This window comes from Microbispora sp. NPDC049125, assembly GCF_040802045.1.
Classification (GTDB): domain Bacteria; phylum Actinomycetota; class Actinomycetes; order Streptosporangiales; family Streptosporangiaceae; genus Microbispora.
In genome coordinates, this window is sequence record NZ_JBEZDW010000028.1 from 1 (window position 1) to 16,198 (window position 16,198).

At 71.0% G+C, this 16,198-nt stretch carries 15 protein-coding genes; 10 read left to right on the plus strand and 5 right to left on the minus strand.

The window, feature by feature from the left end; all coding sequences use genetic code 11:
- Nucleotides 1-739 precede the first annotated feature (739 nt).
- From AB0B72_RS27690 to AB0B72_RS27710, 5 genes are all read left to right on the plus strand, one after another.
- Complete coding sequence (locus AB0B72_RS27690) at nt 740-1,438, plus strand: hypothetical protein (protein ID WP_367741964.1); 699 nt, start codon at nt 740-742, stop codon at nt 1,436-1,438.
- A 162-nt stretch (nt 1,439-1,600) separates the two neighbouring features.
- A complete protein-coding gene (locus tag AB0B72_RS27695) occupies nt 1,601-3,403 on the plus strand; it encodes an MOSC domain-containing protein (protein ID WP_367741965.1) in 1,803 nt (600 codons plus the stop codon).
- Nucleotides 3,404-3,459: 56 nt separating this feature from the next.
- A complete protein-coding gene (locus tag AB0B72_RS27700; protein WP_367741967.1) occupies nt 3,460-4,089 on the plus strand; it encodes a TetR family transcriptional regulator in 630 nt (209 codons plus the stop codon).
- Between the two features lie 143 nt (nt 4,090-4,232).
- Nucleotides 4,233-5,843, plus strand: a complete 1,611-nt coding sequence (locus AB0B72_RS27705) for an FAD-dependent monooxygenase (RefSeq protein WP_367741968.1) — start codon at nt 4,233-4,235, stop codon at nt 5,841-5,843.
- 78 nt (nt 5,844-5,921) lie between these two features.
- Entirely contained in the window at nt 5,922-6,704 is a 783-nt protein-coding gene (locus AB0B72_RS27710; RefSeq protein ID WP_367741970.1) for a Clp protease N-terminal domain-containing protein, read from the plus strand.
- 67 nt (nt 6,705-6,771) lie between these two features.
- On the opposite strand, the gene AB0B72_RS27715 is transcribed toward AB0B72_RS27710, so the two are convergent.
- On the minus strand, nt 6,772-7,575 hold the full coding sequence (locus AB0B72_RS27715; RefSeq protein ID WP_367741971.1) for a hypothetical protein: 804 nt from the start codon (nt 7,573-7,575) through the stop codon (nt 6,772-6,774).
- Between the two features lie 278 nt (nt 7,576-7,853).
- Between AB0B72_RS27715 and AB0B72_RS27720 the strand changes: the two genes are divergently transcribed.
- The gene (locus tag AB0B72_RS27720) at nt 7,854-10,106 is read left to right on the plus strand and encodes a polysaccharide lyase 8 family protein (RefSeq protein WP_367741972.1); all 2,253 of its coding nucleotides are present in this window, start codon (nt 7,854-7,856) and stop codon (nt 10,104-10,106) included.
- 29 nt (nt 10,107-10,135) lie between these two features.
- Here the strand turns inward: AB0B72_RS27720 and AB0B72_RS27725 are convergent, their stop codons facing one another.
- From AB0B72_RS27725 to AB0B72_RS27740, 4 genes are all read right to left on the minus strand, one after another.
- Nucleotides 10,136-11,140 (minus strand): hypothetical protein, encoded by a 1,005-nt coding sequence (locus AB0B72_RS27725; RefSeq protein WP_367741973.1) that lies wholly within the window; start codon nt 11,138-11,140, stop codon nt 10,136-10,138.
- A gap of 17 nt (nt 11,141-11,157) precedes the next feature.
- A complete protein-coding gene (locus AB0B72_RS27730) occupies nt 11,158-11,334 on the minus strand; it encodes an acyl-CoA carboxylase subunit epsilon (protein WP_367741974.1) in 177 nt (58 codons plus the stop codon).
- Nucleotides 11,331-12,854: an acyl-CoA carboxylase subunit beta gene (locus AB0B72_RS27735; RefSeq protein WP_367742078.1), complete on the minus strand. Its 1,524-nt coding sequence runs from the start codon at nt 12,852-12,854 to the stop codon at nt 11,331-11,333. Before AB0B72_RS27735 ends, AB0B72_RS27730 begins: the two co-directional genes overlap by 4 nt.
- 145 nt (nt 12,855-12,999) lie before the next feature.
- Nucleotides 13,000-14,076: an alpha/beta fold hydrolase gene (locus tag AB0B72_RS27740; protein ID WP_367741975.1), complete on the minus strand. Its 1,077-nt coding sequence runs from the start codon at nt 14,074-14,076 to the stop codon at nt 13,000-13,002.
- A gap of 235 nt (nt 14,077-14,311) precedes the next feature.
- Between AB0B72_RS27740 and AB0B72_RS27745 the strand changes: the two genes are divergently transcribed.
- Genes AB0B72_RS27745 through AB0B72_RS27760 form a run of 4 tightly spaced genes read left to right on the plus strand, consistent with a single transcriptional unit; the run spans nt 14,312 to nt 16,142 of the window.
- Nucleotides 14,312-14,860, plus strand: coding sequence for an SRPBCC family protein (locus AB0B72_RS27745; RefSeq protein WP_367741977.1), 549 nt, complete (start codon nt 14,312-14,314; stop codon nt 14,858-14,860).
- A complete protein-coding gene (locus AB0B72_RS27750) occupies nt 14,847-15,284 on the plus strand; it encodes an SRPBCC family protein (RefSeq protein WP_367741978.1) in 438 nt (145 codons plus the stop codon). Before AB0B72_RS27745 ends, AB0B72_RS27750 begins: the two co-directional genes overlap by 14 nt.
- Complete coding sequence (locus AB0B72_RS27755; protein ID WP_367741979.1) at nt 15,268-15,735, plus strand: hypothetical protein; 468 nt, start codon at nt 15,268-15,270, stop codon at nt 15,733-15,735. The genes AB0B72_RS27750 and AB0B72_RS27755 overlap by 17 nt, the downstream gene beginning before the upstream one ends.
- 8 nt (nt 15,736-15,743) lie before the next feature.
- Entirely contained in the window at nt 15,744-16,142 is a 399-nt protein-coding gene (locus AB0B72_RS27760) for a hypothetical protein (RefSeq protein WP_367741981.1), read from the plus strand.
- Nucleotides 16,143-16,198: the final 56 nt, after the last annotated feature.

The following is a 16,198-nucleotide window of genomic DNA, read 5'->3' on the forward strand; positions in this document are numbered from 1 at the left end:
TCCACCACCCCCACCGCTACACCACCCACCGCAACCCCGACGGCACCTGGACCCTCCTCCACCACCCCAAACGCCACCTCCACAAACGATGAACCTGTACACCGCCAACGCGGCACACCCGCTAATCCGGCGGGGTTGCGCTCGCTGTCCGCCGACCGCATTGCCCAGCCCCGAGGAACGGCGGCACATCCACACCACCGCGGATCAACACCGGCCAGGAAGACGCCGGACACCGGCACCGCCCCCAACTCCGAAGGGCGTCCAGGCGCGGCCTAAGGCAGCCGCACCGGCACGTGGCCGTCACCTGGTTCGGAGGTGAGCAGTCCGTCAGGCACCCGTGAGCTTCGCCTGCTAAGCCTTCGGCCGACACCGCGGTGACCATCACGTCATTGCCATTCCGCTGGACGCGGTCCCACGGGGCGTACGTAGCCCATAGGCGGATTCATATCGACTAGCTCACCGAAAGCACCTGTTCGTGGAGGAAAGCGACGGCGGTGTAACGTTCCAATTTCGAGAGACAACCGTCTGTCTGCCGTGTCCGTCCCCTTACCCAGAGCAGTCGAGCCTCTGGAGTCGCGTATGTCACAGCAGTCAGGCCTGCCCTACGGCCCACCAGCACGACAGCAGGCGCCGCAGCAGCCCAACGGCTGGCAGCCCCCCGCCCCCTCCCAGGAAAGGCAAGGGAGTGGTCTTCTGGCTTCTTGTCATCACCCTCCCGTTCGTCCTCCTCGTCGGATGCGTGGCCGTCGCCGGAACGCTCGCCGGCCAGCCCACCGGCGACGCTCATCGCCTCTCACAGACCGGTGACACCACCGGCGCGCGACCCCAGTCGACGGAAGCGACTCCTGCCACGGACGAAACCGCCGCTGAGGCGGAGCCGTCTCAAGCTCCCGCCCCGGAGCCCGCACCGCGCAGTTACCGGGGAGTGAGTGCGAAAGTGCTCAAGCTACGCAAGAGCGACTGGACGAACGTATGGCTCGTTTCCTTCACTCACCGGGGGACGTCGAACTTCATCGTCGAACCTCTCGACCCCCGAGGTGCCGCTCAGTCGGCCATCGTCAACGAGATCGGCACATACAAGGGGACCGTGCTCCTCAACGAGGAGGACGGGTCCGAGACGGCGGCGCTGAAGATCCAGGCGGACGGTTCGTGGACGGTGACACTCGAGCCTCTGTCGATGACCCGGGTATGGTCTGGAGCCGCTGTTGACGGACGCAGTGACGACGTGGTGCGGCTCGACCCGCGCAGCTCCGGGCTCACGACGGTGAACGCGCGCCACTCGGGAAGCTCGAACTTCATCGTCGACGCATACACGGAGAACGGTGAGGAGAACCTCGTCAACGAGATCGGCAGTTGGCACGGTGAGGTGCCGCTGCCCGACGGAACGATTCTCGTCACCATCAAGGCGGACGGCGTCTGGTCCTTGAAGAAGAGCTGATCGCATCCAGGCACCAGTGGTACGGAAAGCCGGGGCCCCTGGCGGAACTGAGGAGGAGTGCGGACCCGCTCCGACGTGCGGCGATGACTGCGATAGCTTGGCTGGGATTCCAATATCTCTCAGAACGGCGTGGGCGCGAGCCGTCATCTGAGGAGGGGACACATGGCCAAGCTGCTGGCGGTCAACGTAGGCATGCCGAAGGACGTCGCCTGGCAGGGCAGGACGGTGCACACGGGAGTGTGGAAGCAGCCCGTCACGGGTCCCCGGATGGTGCGCCGGCTGAATATCGACGGGGACGGCCAGGGAGACCTGCAAGGGCACGGCGGCGAGCACCGCGCCGTACTGGTCTACCAGACCGGCTCCTATCGCCACTGGCGGGAGCACTTCGGGCGCGACGACCTCGGGTACGGCGCGTTCGGGGAGAACTTCACCGTCGACGGGCTGCCGGACGACGAGGTGTGCGTCGGCGACCGGTACCGGATCGGGGAGGCGGTGTTCGAGGTCACCCAGCCGCGCGTGACCTGCTACCGGGTGGGTCTGCGGCTGGGGGAGCCCCAGATGGCCGCTCTGCTCGTCTCGCACCGGCGTCCCGGGTTCTACCTCCGCGTCCTCACCGAGGGACGGGTGGAGGCGGGGGACGAGATCGTCAAGGTCGCCGCCGGTCCGGAGGGCATGACCGTAGCGGAGGTCGACGCCCTGCTCTACCTGCCCGGTCATCCCCGCGACCGGCTCGCCCGCGCGTTGCGCATCCCCGCTCTCAGCCCTGCCTGGAAAGCCTCTTTCCAGGCGCTGCTCGACCAGGCGGACACTCCGGGGCGGCCGGGGGACGACGCGGGGCTCAGGGTGGGCGACGCGAGGGGGCCATCGGGTAACGCGGGGCTCACGGCTGCCGGTCCGCCACCCGCGTGGGCCGGGTTCCGGCCGTTGGAGGTCGTACGCGTCGACGCCGAAAGCGCGAGCGTGTTCTCGCTGACTCTGGCCGCCGCCGACGGGACAAAGCTGCCGGCCGCGCTGCCCGGCCAGTTCGTCACCCTCCGGTTGCGCCCGGACGCCGCCGCCGCGCCGCTCATACGCAGCTACTCGATGTCCGGCCCCCCGGGAGCCGCCCGCTACCGCATCAGCGTGAAGCAGGAGCCGTACGGCGCCGCCAGCGGGCACCTCCGCGCTCACGTGCGCGCCGGCGACGTGCTGGACGTCGCGGCGCCCCGAGGCTCCTTCACCCTGAAGCCCGGCGGCAACCCGGTCGTCCTGCTGTCGGCGGGCATCGGCGCCACCCCGGTCCTCGCCATGCTGCACGCGCTCGCCGCCGAGCGTTCCACCCGCGAGGTGTGGTGGCTGTACGGCACCCGCGACGGCGGCGAGCACCCCTTCGCCCGGGAGAGCCGTGAGCTGCTGGCCGCGCTGCCGAACGCGCGGGAGCGGATCTGTTACAGCCGCCCGGCCCCCGGCGACCGCCAGGGCGTCGACTACGGGACCGCCGGACGGCTGTCGGCCGACCTGCTCGGCGACCTCGGAGTCCCACATGGCGCCGACGTCTACCTGTGCGGACCTCCGTCTTTCATGCGGGAGCTGCCCGCCGCGCTCGCCGGGTCCACTCTCGCCCCCGCCCGCGTCCACACGGAGGTGTTCGGGGCGGGGCCGGCTCTCACGCCCGGCGTCACCGGCGTCGTCGCCGGGCCCGTCCACCTCCCGCCAGGCCAGGCCGGGACCGGGCCGTCAGTCGCGTTCGCCCGCAGCGGCCTGACTGTGCCCTGGGACTCCGCCTACGCGAGCCTGCTGGAGCTCGCCGAGGCATGTGACGTACCCACCCGCTGGTCATGCCGTACGGGCGTGTGCCACAACTGCGAGAGCGGCCTGCTGTCGGGCACGGTCGCGTACGCACCGGAGCCGGTGGAGCCGCCCGCGCAGGGCAACGCCCTGATCTGCTGCTCCCGTCCTGAAGGCGACGTCGTCGTCGACCTTTAAAAAGTTGCGTGGCACGCAATCTTGCGCATCCCGCAAAAATCAGTGAGTATGTACCTGTGAGCATCGAGGCGGGTAAGCCCGCAGGTCTGCGCGAGCGCAAGAAGCTGGAGACACGCATCGCGCTGGGCTGGGCGGCCATCCGTCTCACCGTGGAGCGGGGATTCGACGCCGTCCGGGTGGAGGACATCGCCGCCGAAGCCGGTGTCTCCCCCCGCACCTTCAACAACTACTTCTCCAGCAAGGCGGAGGCGGTCGCCGCCCGGCATCTCGACCGCGCCAGGATGATCGCGGAGGAGTTGCGCGCCCGCCCGGCCTCCGAGCCGCTGTGGGAGGCCGTCGCCAACGCGGTCATGGCGCGGTTCGGGCTGACCCAGGAGACCAGAGGGGCCGGTACGTCCGACCAGCAGTGGATCACCGGCCTCCGCCTGATGATGACCGAACCCGCTCTGCAGGGCGAGTTCATGAAGGCCGGCGCGCTCGCCGAGTTCGAGCTGGCGGCGGCGGTCGCCGAGCGCACGGGCACCGACGTCGAGCGGGACCTGTATCCGCGGCTGGTGGCCGGAGCCGTCTGGGCCGCCATCACGGTCGTCACGGATCACTGGTTGCACGCCGATCCGCCCGTGGCGATCGTCCCGCTGCTCCGCGACGCGCTCCACCAGCTCGCCGCAGGACTTCCCGTCCCCTGATCACCATTCCCCTGATCACCATTCCCCTGATCACCGTTCCGCCGATCACCGTTCCGTAAGTCCGGCGTGTACGCCGCCGCGCGTTGAGCGCAGGCCGGTCGACCCGCCATGCCCTTTTTCCCGAGTCCTCTGGAGGGACCGCCATGCCTGCTGACGTCGTCATCGCCGGAGCCGGCCCGAACGGGCTGATGCTGGCCTGCGAGCTGAAAATGGCCGGAGTCCAACCGCTGGTGCTGGAGCGCCTGCGGGAACGCACAACCGAGCAACGTGCCAACGGCATGGTCGGCCAGGTGGTGCGGATGCTCGACCGCCGGGGCCTGTACGAGCGCCTCACCGGCGACTCGAAACCGCCGCGGCCGGCACCGGGCTTCGTGTTCGGCGCGATGCCGCTCGACCTGAGCGTCCTCGACGACAATCCGCTGTACGCCATGATGGTGCCGCAGCGCCGCGTCGAGCAGGTGCTGGAGGAGCGCGCCGTCGAGCTCGGCGTCGAGATCCGCCGCGGGCACGAGCTGACCGGGCTTTCCCAGGACGACGACGCGGTCACCGCCGACGTCACCGGGCCGGACGGCCCTTACCGGCTGCGCGTCCCCTACCTCGTCGGCGCCGACGGGGGCCGCAGCGTCACGCGCAAGCTGGCCGGGATCGGCTTCCCCGGCGTGACCAGGGACACGACGGTCTCCCGGTCGGCCCACGTCACCGTGCCCGCCGCGATGGTGGATCCCGCGACCGGCGGCCTGAACGTCCCCGGCTACGGACTGATCCCGCCGTTCATGCACCACCGCACCGAGCGCGGGCTGTTCGTCTTCGCCCCCTTCTCCACGGGCTCACCCCTGGTGAGCACCACCGAGTGGGACCCCGCCGCGGCGGCCGTCGAGTCCACGCTGACCATCGAGGAGCTCCGGGAGAGCGCCGGCCGGGTGCTCGGCGCCGACGTTCCCCTCGGCCCGCCCGAGGGCGAGGGCCCCCACCTGATGCGCCGCCTGTCCGGCGTCAACACGCGGCTGGCCGAGCGGTTCCGCGACGGCCGGGTGCTTCTGGTCGGCGACGCCGCCCACGTGCACTCCGCGATCGGCGGGCCGGGCCTCAACCTCGGTCTGCAGGACGCGGTCAACCTGGGCTGGAAGCTCGCGGCCGAGATCCGTGGATGGGCCCCGCCCGGACTGCTGGACAGCTACGAGACCGAACGGCGGCCGGCCAGCAGCCGGGTGGTCATGCACACCCAGGCGCAGTCGGCGCTGATCGCCCCGGGCGGCGAGGTCACCGCGCTGCGGGAGCTGTTCGGCGAGCTGCTCCGTGACCGGGGCAACATCCAGCGCATCGCCGACATGATGTCCGGCGCGGACATCCGCTACGACATGGGAACGGGCGACGCACACCCGCTGATCGGCCGGTGGGCCCCTGACCTGCTCCTGGCCGCGGAGGACGGACCGGTCCGGCTCGCCGAGCTGACCAGGGACGCCCGGCCGCTGCTGCTCGACCTGACCGAGGACGGGGCGCTCGCCGAGGAGCTGTCCGGGTGGCGCGACCGGGTGGACACCGTCACGGCGCGCCCCGCCGGCACCGCGACAGCCGGGGGGAGCACCACCCCGGTCACCGCCCTGCTGCTGCGGCCGGACTGCTACATCGCGTGGGCCTCGTCCTCGCCCCGTCCGGACTCCGGCGAACGGGAGGCCCTCCACGCGGCTCTGTCCAGGTGGTTCGGCGCGGCCGAGAGCCCCGTCGTCGCCGCCGCGCCGGGCGGACTGAGCTGACCTGCAACTCCAGGTAGCCACAGCGGGCTAGGCAACTGTTGGTTGACATAGGCATGCAGGCAACCTACGGTTGCCTGCATGATGCCTTCAGCTCCCACCCTCGAGTCCCTGATCGCGCAGGTCCGCTCCGTTCTGGACGACGGACCCGCCCTGGACCGGCTCACGCTCGCGGTCGGCCTGGCGAACCGCCTCGGCGAGCTCGGCGAGAACCTGATCGGCTACTACGTCGACGAGGCTCGCCGCGACGGCGTGTCGTGGGCCGAGATCGGCGCCAGGCTGGGGGTCAGCCGACAGGCGGTGCAGAAGCGGTTCATCCCCAGCGACGCGGGCATGCGCGGGCGAGGCCAGGACGGGTTCTGGGACCGGGCGAGCGCCGACTTGAAAAAGGCGGTCACGCTCGCCCGCGAGGCCGCCCGGGCCCGGCGCAAGACCTACCTTGGCACCGAACACCTGCTGCTCGGGCTGGCCGGGCAACCGGATCAGGCGGCGGCACAGGCGCTGGCCCGCTGCGGCGCCGACACGGCGACGATCCGCGGTGCCGTGGACGGACGGGTCGGGGCGCCGCAAGGCGAGCCGCTACCGGACGAGACGCCGTTCACCCGGTTGTCACTGCGCGGGTTGCAGCACGCGCTGCGCGAGGCGCTGCTGATGAACCAGGCGACGGTCGGCGGCGAGCACCTGGCCCTCGGCCTGCTCACGGTCGGCGAGGGCGTTGCGCATGATGTCCTGATCAACCTCGGCGTCAGCTACGAACGACTGCGCGAAGCGGTGAAAGAGGGCACCGCCGGCCCTGCGGCACCGGCTCAGAGCGAGCAGTCGGCCCAACCGGCGCCGGTCCGCCCCGAAGACGGCCAAACCTGACCTGACGGATCATCGCGCTGTCGGGGAAGGTGAGATGGCCACGGCCGACTGCTCGAACGGGGCCGGATCAGGCGCCGCAGCCCAGGCGCCGGGTGCTCAACGCGATGTCGTCCATCCACAGGTCGTACGCGGCAGGGGAGGGGTTCGCCTGGTAGAGCTGCCATCCGAGCTTGACCGTGTCGAAGCGGGGGAAGAGGAAGTCGGCGTCGTTGCCCCCGTGGTCGTGGGTCGACACGGTCAGGTCGGGCTTGGCCACGCCGTCCAGCCACACCGAGATCCTGTTGTCGGCGGCGTCCATCTGCCACTCCACGCACTGCCAGACCCCCGCACGCGACGGGGCGGACTCCCGCCAGTTCGTCCAGTCGCCGGTGGGGCCGCCGTCCGCGCCGACGCCCCAGAGCGCGACACCCCCGGCCACCTCGGGGACGTACTGGCCGCCGAGGGGGCGGACGACCTCGGGGCCGTCGCCCGTCGCCTCGATCAGCGTGTAGTGCGCCCAATCCGGCGCGGTGGGGAACGCCTTGACGCGCAGCCGCACCCGGCCGAAGAAGCTGTTGCCGGGCGGCGCGAAGTCGTCCACCTTCAGGAAGGCGCGCCCGTTGCCCTCGGTGTGCACGTGCAGCACCTTCTGGCCCTGGCGTCCGCCGCGCTCCACGGCCAGGGTGCCGTGTTTGGTGTCCACACCCCAGCGGAGGCTGCTCGCGCCGCCCGTGGGCAGCGCCTGGAAGTCCTCACAGAACAGCAGTCCGGCTCCGCCGCAGGTCGCGGGCCCGTGCCCGGCCGGTTCCGCCACCTTCTCCGCGGAGGCGACCGAGGTCGCCGTCGTCGGGAGCAGCACGGCCACACAGGCGGCAAACAGCCATTTCCGCACGACAGACTCCTTTTCTGGATGGTGACGGCGGACGTAAATTACGACTTTTCTGACAGATTCCACAGGCGGGCGGGGGGCTCCGGGTTCGCCGAGGCGGCCTGAGTCGTACGCAACACCAGGTAAGCCCGTTATCCAGCGCTATAGAGCAAATGTAAATTTCACCCGATAATTCCCTCGTGAGTGGGCATTCTCGGCGTTTGTTTCTCCGGCTCGGCGGCCTCGCCACGGCCGGGGCGCTGTTCCCGGCGTGTTCGCCACATACGCGGGACCATTCCTCCGTGGACGCCTTCCTGGATGCCGACCTGGACGCCGACCTGGACACCGGCCTGGATGCCGATGGGGACGCCGACGTGGATGCCTTCGCAGACGCGTTCGCGTTGCTGCGCCGCCGATGGCGCGAAGTGACGGTGGAGCCGGGCTTCGACGCGGCGGCCGAGCCGTACCTGACCCGCCTGGCGAAGCTGGGGACGGCGGCGGCGCGGTACCGGGACGCCATGGCGCCGGGCGACGCCTCGCTCTGGCCCGACCAGCAGTTCCCCTCGTTCGTCGCCACCCCCGCGCGGCTGCGGGCCATGGCCCGCGCGTACGTCCTGCCGGGAACCGGCGTGACCGGGGACGCGAGCCTGGGCGCGGCCGTCGCCACCGGAGTGGACCACTACAGGCGGCGGGTGTACGCCGCTGACGCCGAGCAGACCGGCAACTGGTGGCACTGGCAGATCGGCGTCCCCAAGGCGCTGCTCGACGCGGCCGTGCTGATCGGCCCGCACCTGAACGGCCCTCAGAGCACGGCGCTTCTGGACGCGGTGGACCACTTCGTCCCCGAGTGCGTGCTGGACGACTACAGCGGCACCAGCACCGGGGCCAACCGTGTGGACCTGTGCCTGGTGACGCTGCTGCGCGCCATCGCCGGTTCCGATCCGGCGAAGGCCGCGCTGGCCGTCTCCGCGCTCTCCCCGGTCTTCCCCTACGTGCGAGAGGGCGACGGGTTCTACCGGGACGGCTCGTTCATCCAGCACACGTCCGTCCCCTATCAGGGCGCGTACGGAGTGTCGCTGCTGTCCGGGCTGGCGACGATGTTCGCGGTGTTGCGCGGCTCGCCCTGGGAGATCGTCGACCCGGACAGGCAGGTGGTCTTCGACGGCGTCGCCAGGTCGTTCGCGCCGGTCGTCCACGACGGCTTCTGCATGGACCTCGTCAGGGGCCGCGGCGTCAACCGGGAGCCGTACGGCGACCACAGGAGGGGTCGCGAGATCGCCGCCGCGATCCTGCTGCTCGGGGACGCCGCGTCGGCAGCCGAGCGGGCCCGCTGGCAGGCCATGGTCAAGGGCTGGGCGCTGCGGGACACCTGCGTCCCCATGCTGGAGGCGGCCGAGGACGGTGACCTGGGGTTCCACGCACGTCTCGCCGCGGTCCTGGAGGACGACGCGATCCCGGCGGCGGGAGAACCGGTGGGGCACCGACTGCTGGCGATGAGCGCCCGTGCCGTCCATCGCCGTCCTGGCTGGTGCGCGGGGCTCAGCATGGCGTCCGACCGGATCGGCCACTACGAGCACGGCAACGGCGAGAACCGCCGCGGCTGGCACACCGGCTCGGGAATGCTCTATTGGTGGGCCGGCGGCCACGGCGACCAGTACTCCGACTCCTTCTGGCCCACTGTCGACCCCTACCGCCTGCCCGGCACGACCGTCTCCACCCGGAGGCTGGCCGACGGCGCCGGTGAGGCATGGGGTGACACCTGTACGCCCGCCCGCTGGGTGGGCGGCGCCACCGACGGCACGTACGCGATCGCCGGCCAGCACCTGTACGGCATGGACAGCACGATGGAGTGCTTCAAGTCGTGGGTCTTCCTCGACGACGCGGTGATCTGCCTCGGCGCCGGGATCACCAGCGAGGATGGCGTGCCGGTCGAGACCGTCGTCGACAACCGAAGGACCGGCGCGGCCCTCACCATGGACGCGGCGGCGGGCTGGGCCCACCTGGAGGGGCACGGCGGCTACATCCTGCCCGGCGGCGCGGGCCTGCGCAGCCTGCGCGAGGAGCGCACCGCGGGCTCGGTGACACGGAGCTACGTGACTCTGTGGATCGACCACGGTGTCGACCCCTGCTCGGCCTGCTACACGTACACGCTCATGCCAGGGGCCGGCATGGCGCGAACCCGGGACCGCGCCGCCGACCCCGGCTGGGCGCGCGTGCTCGACAACACCGCGAGACGGCAGGGCGTCCACGTCCCGTCGCTCGGCATCACCGCCGTCAACTTCTGGAACGACGGCGCCGCCGGCGGCCTGGCCGCCTCCGCCCCGTGCGCGGTTCTCGCCAGAGAGAGCGGCGACGGCACGGCCACGCTGACCGTTTCTGATCCCCGGCGCGACCTGAGCGAGCTCACCGTGACGTGGGACAGGCCGGTGGCCGAGGTGCTCCACGGCTCCCCGCTCCTGGTGAGCGCGGTCATCGGTGCCACGCTCACGCTGACGTTCGAGGGGCTGGCGGACAGGGAGGGCGGCTCGGAGACGGTCACCGTACGGCTCGGCTAGTGCTGTCCGCCCGGGGACCGGCAGGCCGGTCAGTCCTGTGCGACCGGGGCCGGCCTGGATTTCGCGGCGGAGACGCACAGGAGCACGAGGCCCAGGAGCGACCAGCCGACCAGGACCGCCAGGTGGCCGAGGGCTCCCGCGCCGTCGAAGTAGGCGGTGGATCGGAGGAGGCCCACACCGGCGCCCGGCGGGAGGAGCGCGCCTATCGCACCGACGGGGACGGGGAGCAGATCCGGGGCGGAGGCGACGCCGGAGAAGGCGTTCCCGGCGACGGCGAAGACGACCGCCGCCATGCCGATGCCTCGGGGGCCGATGAGAGAGCTCAGCCCGGCGAGGGGAGACGCGATGGACAGCACGGTCAGCGCGAGCGTCCCGGCGTTGGCCGGCTGACTGCCGTTGAGGAGTTCGAGCCACCCTTGGACGAGGGCGGCGCAGAGCAGGCCGGCGGCGGCCGAGCCCGCCACGAGCACCAGGAGGCGCTGGCGGAGGCGGCGGACCATCAGGAGCCCCAGGACGCCGCCGACGATACCGGACAGGACGAGGGGCACGATCAGAGACGGCAGGGCGGCGCCGTTCGGATCGTTCCTGGGCAGAGGGACGACGCTCCGCGTGGCGGTCTGGCCGGCGGCGGGGGCGAAGACCTGGGTCAGAAGCCTCGCCACCGCGGGGGAGGCGGCCGGAGCGGTGAGGACGGTCGTGCCGCCGGAGCCGGCGACGACGGCGCCGTAGATCTCCCGGTCGCCGATCGCCTTCCTGGCGGCGTTCTCGTCCGGGAAGGCGCGGGCGGCGAAGGCGTCGCCGGTGGCGGCCAGGCGCTGTCGCACCGCGGCGGTGTCGGTGGCGGAGCCCACGACGCCGATGGGGAGATCGTGGGGAGCGGTGCGCGCCGTGGGCCACGCGAATGTCCACACGACGCAGACGGCGATGATCGGGAACAGGACGAGTGCCAGGAGCGGCTTGGCCGGCGGAGGGCCCGGCGTCCGGGTGCGTGTCGCCGCCGGTGCCCGGCGGGTGGGCGTTGCCTGAATGGACATCGTTCGCTCTTTCCGGTTCAGAGTCGGTCTCGCCACGGGGCGTTGACGGGGTGGGGCTCGCCGTGCCGCCAGTCGGCACGGGTCGCCGGGAGGGCCTCCTGTTCAGGTGTGCCGGCCGCCAGGACGGCCAGGACGACGGTCAGGGCCGTCAGTTCGAGAGGGTCCGGGGCGCCACGCACCACCTGCACGTTCATGTGGGCGGGTTCCCGTGCTTACGAGAGGGGAGGACCTGCTGCTTGCTCCGCAGCATCCTCAGGGAGCCGGCCAGGACGCGGCGGGTCTCGGCCGGGTCGATGACGTCGTCGACCAGGCCGCGCTCCGCGGCGTAGTAAGGGTGCATCAGCTCGGTCCTGTACTCCTCGACGAGGCGGGCGCGGGTGCCGTCCGGGTCGTCGGCGGCGGCGATCTGGCGGCGGAAAACCACGTTGGCCGCACCCTCGGCGCCCATCACGGCGATCTCGTTGGACGGCCACGCGAAGGACAGGTCGGCGCCGATGGACCGCGAGTCCATGACGATGTAGGCGCCGCCGTACGCCTTGCGCAGCACCAGCGATATGCGCGGCACGGTCGCGTTGCAGTACGCGTAGAGGAGCTTGGCGCCATGCCGGATGATGCCGCCGTGCTCCTGGTCGACGCCGGGGAGGAATCCGGGGACGTCGACCAACGTCACCAGCGGGAAGTTGAACGCATCGCACATCTGGACGAAACGGGCGGCCTTCTCCGAGGAGTTGATGTCGAGGACTCCGGCGAGTGAGCACGGCTGGTTGGCGACGATGCCGACCGGCCGGCCGTCGATGCGGGCCAGGGTGCAGATGACGCTGGTGGCCCAGCGCTCGTGCACCTCCATGTGCTCGCCGTCGTCGACGATCTCCTCGATGACGCGGCGCATGTCGTACGGGCGGTTGCCTTCGACGGGCACCAGGTCGGGAAAGGAGTCGCACGCGCGGTCGGCCGGATCGGAGGGGGCGGCCTCCGGAGGCAGCTCCCTGTTATTGGCGGGCAGCAGCGACAGCAGGTATCTGACGTCCTGCAGGCAGCTCTCCTCGTCGTCGTACGCGAAATGGGCCACGCCGGAGACCTCGGCGTGCACGTCGGCGCCGCCGAGCCCGTTATGGGTGATCTCCTCGCCGGTCACCGCCCGTACGACGTCGGGCCCGGTGATGAACATCTGCGCGGTCTCGCGGACCATGAAGACGAAGTCGGTCAGGGCGGGCGAGTACGCCGCGCCTCCCGCGCAGGGCCCGAGCATCACGCTGATCTGCGGGATGACCCCCGACGCACGGGTGTTGCGAGCGAAGATCCCTCCGTATCCGGCCAGTGCGGACACACCCTCCTGGATGCGGGCGCCTGCCCCGTCGTTGAGGGACACCAGTGGCGCCCCGGCGGCCAGCGCCATGTCCATGATCTTGTGGATCTTCTCGGCGTGCGCCTTGCCCAGGGCGCCGCCGAAGATCCTGAAGTCGTGCGCGAACACGAACACCGTCCGGCCGAACACGGTGCCCCAGCCGGTGACCACGCCGTCGGTGTACGGTTTGCGGCGCTCCAGGCCGAAGCCCGTCGCCTCGTGCCGGCGCAGCATCTCCACCTCGGTGAACGTCCCCGGGTCGAACAGCAGCTCCAGGCGTTCCCTGACGGTCAGCTTGCCCCGCTTGCGCTGGGCCTCGGTGGATCTGGCGTCGGGGCCGGAACGCGCGCTGTCGCGGCGGCGCCGCAGCTCGGCCGTGAGCGTCCGGAGATCCCGCGACGGCGGCGGCGTGGGAAGCGGCGGGTGTTCCAGCTGCTCCAGCAGCAGGAGCTCTGATTGGGAAAGGGTCACGGATGCCTCCTGGGTGGTCAGGACGAGTCGGCCTGGACGCGAGTCACAGCAGTGACAGCTCCATGGCACGGGCGACGGCCGCTCCCCGGCTGTTCACGCCGAGCTTGACGTTGACATTGGCCAGATGACGGGCCGCGGTGTGCTCGGAGATGCCGAGCTCCCGGGCGATGGCCCGGTTGGACAGGCCTTCGCGCAGGCGGGCAAGGACGGTCAGCTCCCTCATGGTGAGCTGGCTGTGCGCGGGGTTGAGGAACGCCTCGATCTCCGCGACCACGGTCCCCTCGGCGTCGAAGTACGGCAACGCCGCGGAGCCGGGAAGGGTGCGTGAACGGCCGTCGGGGACGGCCCTGACGAGCCGGCGCAGGACCGACGCGGTGGTCAGGTAGGAGTCCTGCCCCCGCAGGGCGAGCACCGGCGCGCGGACCTCGCCGAGCAGGTCTTCGGCCTCAAGCGCGCAGCCCGCCCGCAGCATCTGACCGGCGACGTCGGCGGTGGCGCAGATCCGCTGGTACTCGCTGTACCAGAGCGCCTCCTGCGGGGTGACACCCGGCAGGAGCATCTCGGCGATGATCCGCGAGCCGAGCCGCCAGTCGGCGCGTACCAGCCGTTCGATCGCGTCGGGCAGCCCCGGGGCGATGCCGTCCGGGTGATCGTCGTCGGCCAGGAAGGACGCGGCCGTGCCGAACAGCACCACCTTCTTGACCAGCTCGGGACGGCGCGCGGCGAGGGCGAGGGCGACGGGGCCGGCGAAGCCGGTCGCCAGCAGGGACACCTCGGTGACGCACGCCGAGTCGATCACCGCCGAGGCGTGGGCCACCTGGCCGTCGAGAGTGAAGTCCGGAGTGCCGGCACTGGAGAGCCCGATTCCCGGCGGGTCGAAGCGGATCAGCCGGAAGCGTTCGGAGAGCGCGCGGTTGAACCTGCCGACCGGCCCATCGCCCCAGTCCACGGTCAGGTTGCTGGTCCATCCCGGCAGGACGAGCAGTGGCGCCTGTCTGGCACCGGTCACCGTCCAGCTGAGCGTGCTGCCGCCCGGCACGACGCGGTGCCGGACGAACGGCGTCTCCGGTGGCGGTGCGGGTGCTCCGGGCGGGTCCGCCCGTCGGATCGACGCTGGCATGGATCTCCCCCTGTGTCTTTCCTCCGCTTTCTGGCGATATCCGGACCATAGATAGGGCCGCCGTAGTCCGGCATGAGTCTCGCCGGAGCGCCGGGATCGCTACGCAAGGGCACGACTGGGTTTTCGGCTGGATGCATATTTCCGGGAATGTCGTCTCCGGGTGACCGTCGGTGAGACTGGCCGCTGAGACGGTGGAGTGCTCTCGCTCCGTGTGCCTACCGAGGAGAACGTGGCCATGACGACCAGTCCCACTGAGAGTCCGGCGGTCCATGAGAACGCCGTCGGCACCTACGACTTCCGCTGCGTGGAGACCCTCGCGATCCCCCGCCCGGTCGACCGGGTCTACGACGCCCTGTTCAGGGTCACCGACTGGCCCCGGTACCTTCCGCACGTCGAGGAGATCGACGTGATCTACGACGACGGGCAGTACCAGGAGTTCTGGATGACCGTGGCCTCGGAGACCGACGGATCTCCGCTGCGGGTCAGGTCCATCCGCAACTGCCGCTACCGGCGGATCGACTTCTTCCAGCCGCTGCCGCCGAGGTTCCTGCGCCACCACGCGGGATTCTGGCGGTTCCTGCCCGACAGTGACGGCGGCTGCCTGGTGGAGGTCTCGCACCTGTGGAACCTCGAACCGGTCGTCGCCGCCGAGGTCTATCCGCCCACGGCGGGCGAGTCCACCGAGCAGCAGGTGGAGAAGATGCTCGCCGGCCACTCCAGGCTCGCCCTGGAGTCATGGCGGAAGGTGCTCACCGCGGAGGGGGCGCGCGATGCGGATCTGTGAGCAGATGGTGGTCGACGCCCCCGCCGAGTCCGTGTACGGCCTGTACGCCGACCTCGCCGCCTGGAAACGCGTCCTGCCGGACGTGGTGGACGTCGAGGTCCACTACATGGACGCGCACAGGCAGGAGTTCTCCATGACGGTGGAGCGGCCCGGCGGGCTGGAGACCGTCAGCGGCGTCCGTCACCTCCGGGCCCCGCACGAGCTGGAGCTCGTCCAGACGACACCGCCGCCCGGGTTGGCGGCGATGCGGGGAACGTGGACCTTCACCCCGGAGAACGGGAAGACGACCGTGACGGCGAGCCGTGAGTTCACCCTGCTCGACCCCGACGGGGACGAGCAGCGCTTCGCCGAGAAACTGCGCGGGTTCCTGCGTACCAACCTGGATCTCTTCAGAAGGGCCGCCGAGGGTGAGCGAGTGCATTGAGGTCGACCGGCTGGTGACCGCGTCACCCGGTCGTGCCGCCGAGGTCTTCTGGGACATCACCGGCTGGTACCGGATCTGGGACCGGATCAGCGAGGTCCATGTGGGCTACGACGACGGCGCTCACCAGGAGTTCGCCATGCGGGTCGAACGGGACGGCCGGCTGGAGCAGGTCCGTACGCTCCGGTTCCTGACCGGCTCCGGTGACATCGAGTTCGTCAGCCCCGAGCCGCCGCCCACCATGGCGTTCCATCGGGGCGCCTGGCGCTTCACGGCCAAGGGCGACCACTGCCAGATCACCGCGGAGCGCTCGTACGAACTGCTCCGCGAGCCGGGTGAGGACGACGCGGCGTACCAGGCGAGGTCCGGCGAGTATCGCGACCGGTTCGCCCAGCGGCTCGGCCGGATCCTCGACTGCTTCGCGGCGCACTTCATGGCGGAGGCGACGACATGATCACCTGTGTGGCGACCATCGGAATCGATCGCGCACCCGCCGACGTCGGCGACTACCTCGGCGAGGTCCCCAACCTGCCCGCGTGGACGAGGTTCTTCCGCCGGGTGAGCCCCATCCCCGGACGGGACCACTACGAGGTCGAGACCGTGATGGGGACGATCGAGACGTGGATCGAGGCGTCGGGCGAGCCCGGCGGCCCGCTGATCCGCTCCATCACCTCTCTGATCGGCGGCCGCAGGGAGCAGGCCGTGCTGCGCCTGAGTCCCGAGCTCGGCGGTTCGGCCACTTCGGTGGAGTTCACCGTGCGGCTGCCCGCCGGAACCCCGCCGGATCGGGCGGCCGGGCAGCGTACGGCGATGACGGAAGAGCTGCGCAGGCTCAAGGGGTTGCTGGAACAGGTCGGGTGATCGACCCGTACGGCGGGGAATGTCGGCCGCACCGGTCGTCCCCGCCCGGGAGGAGG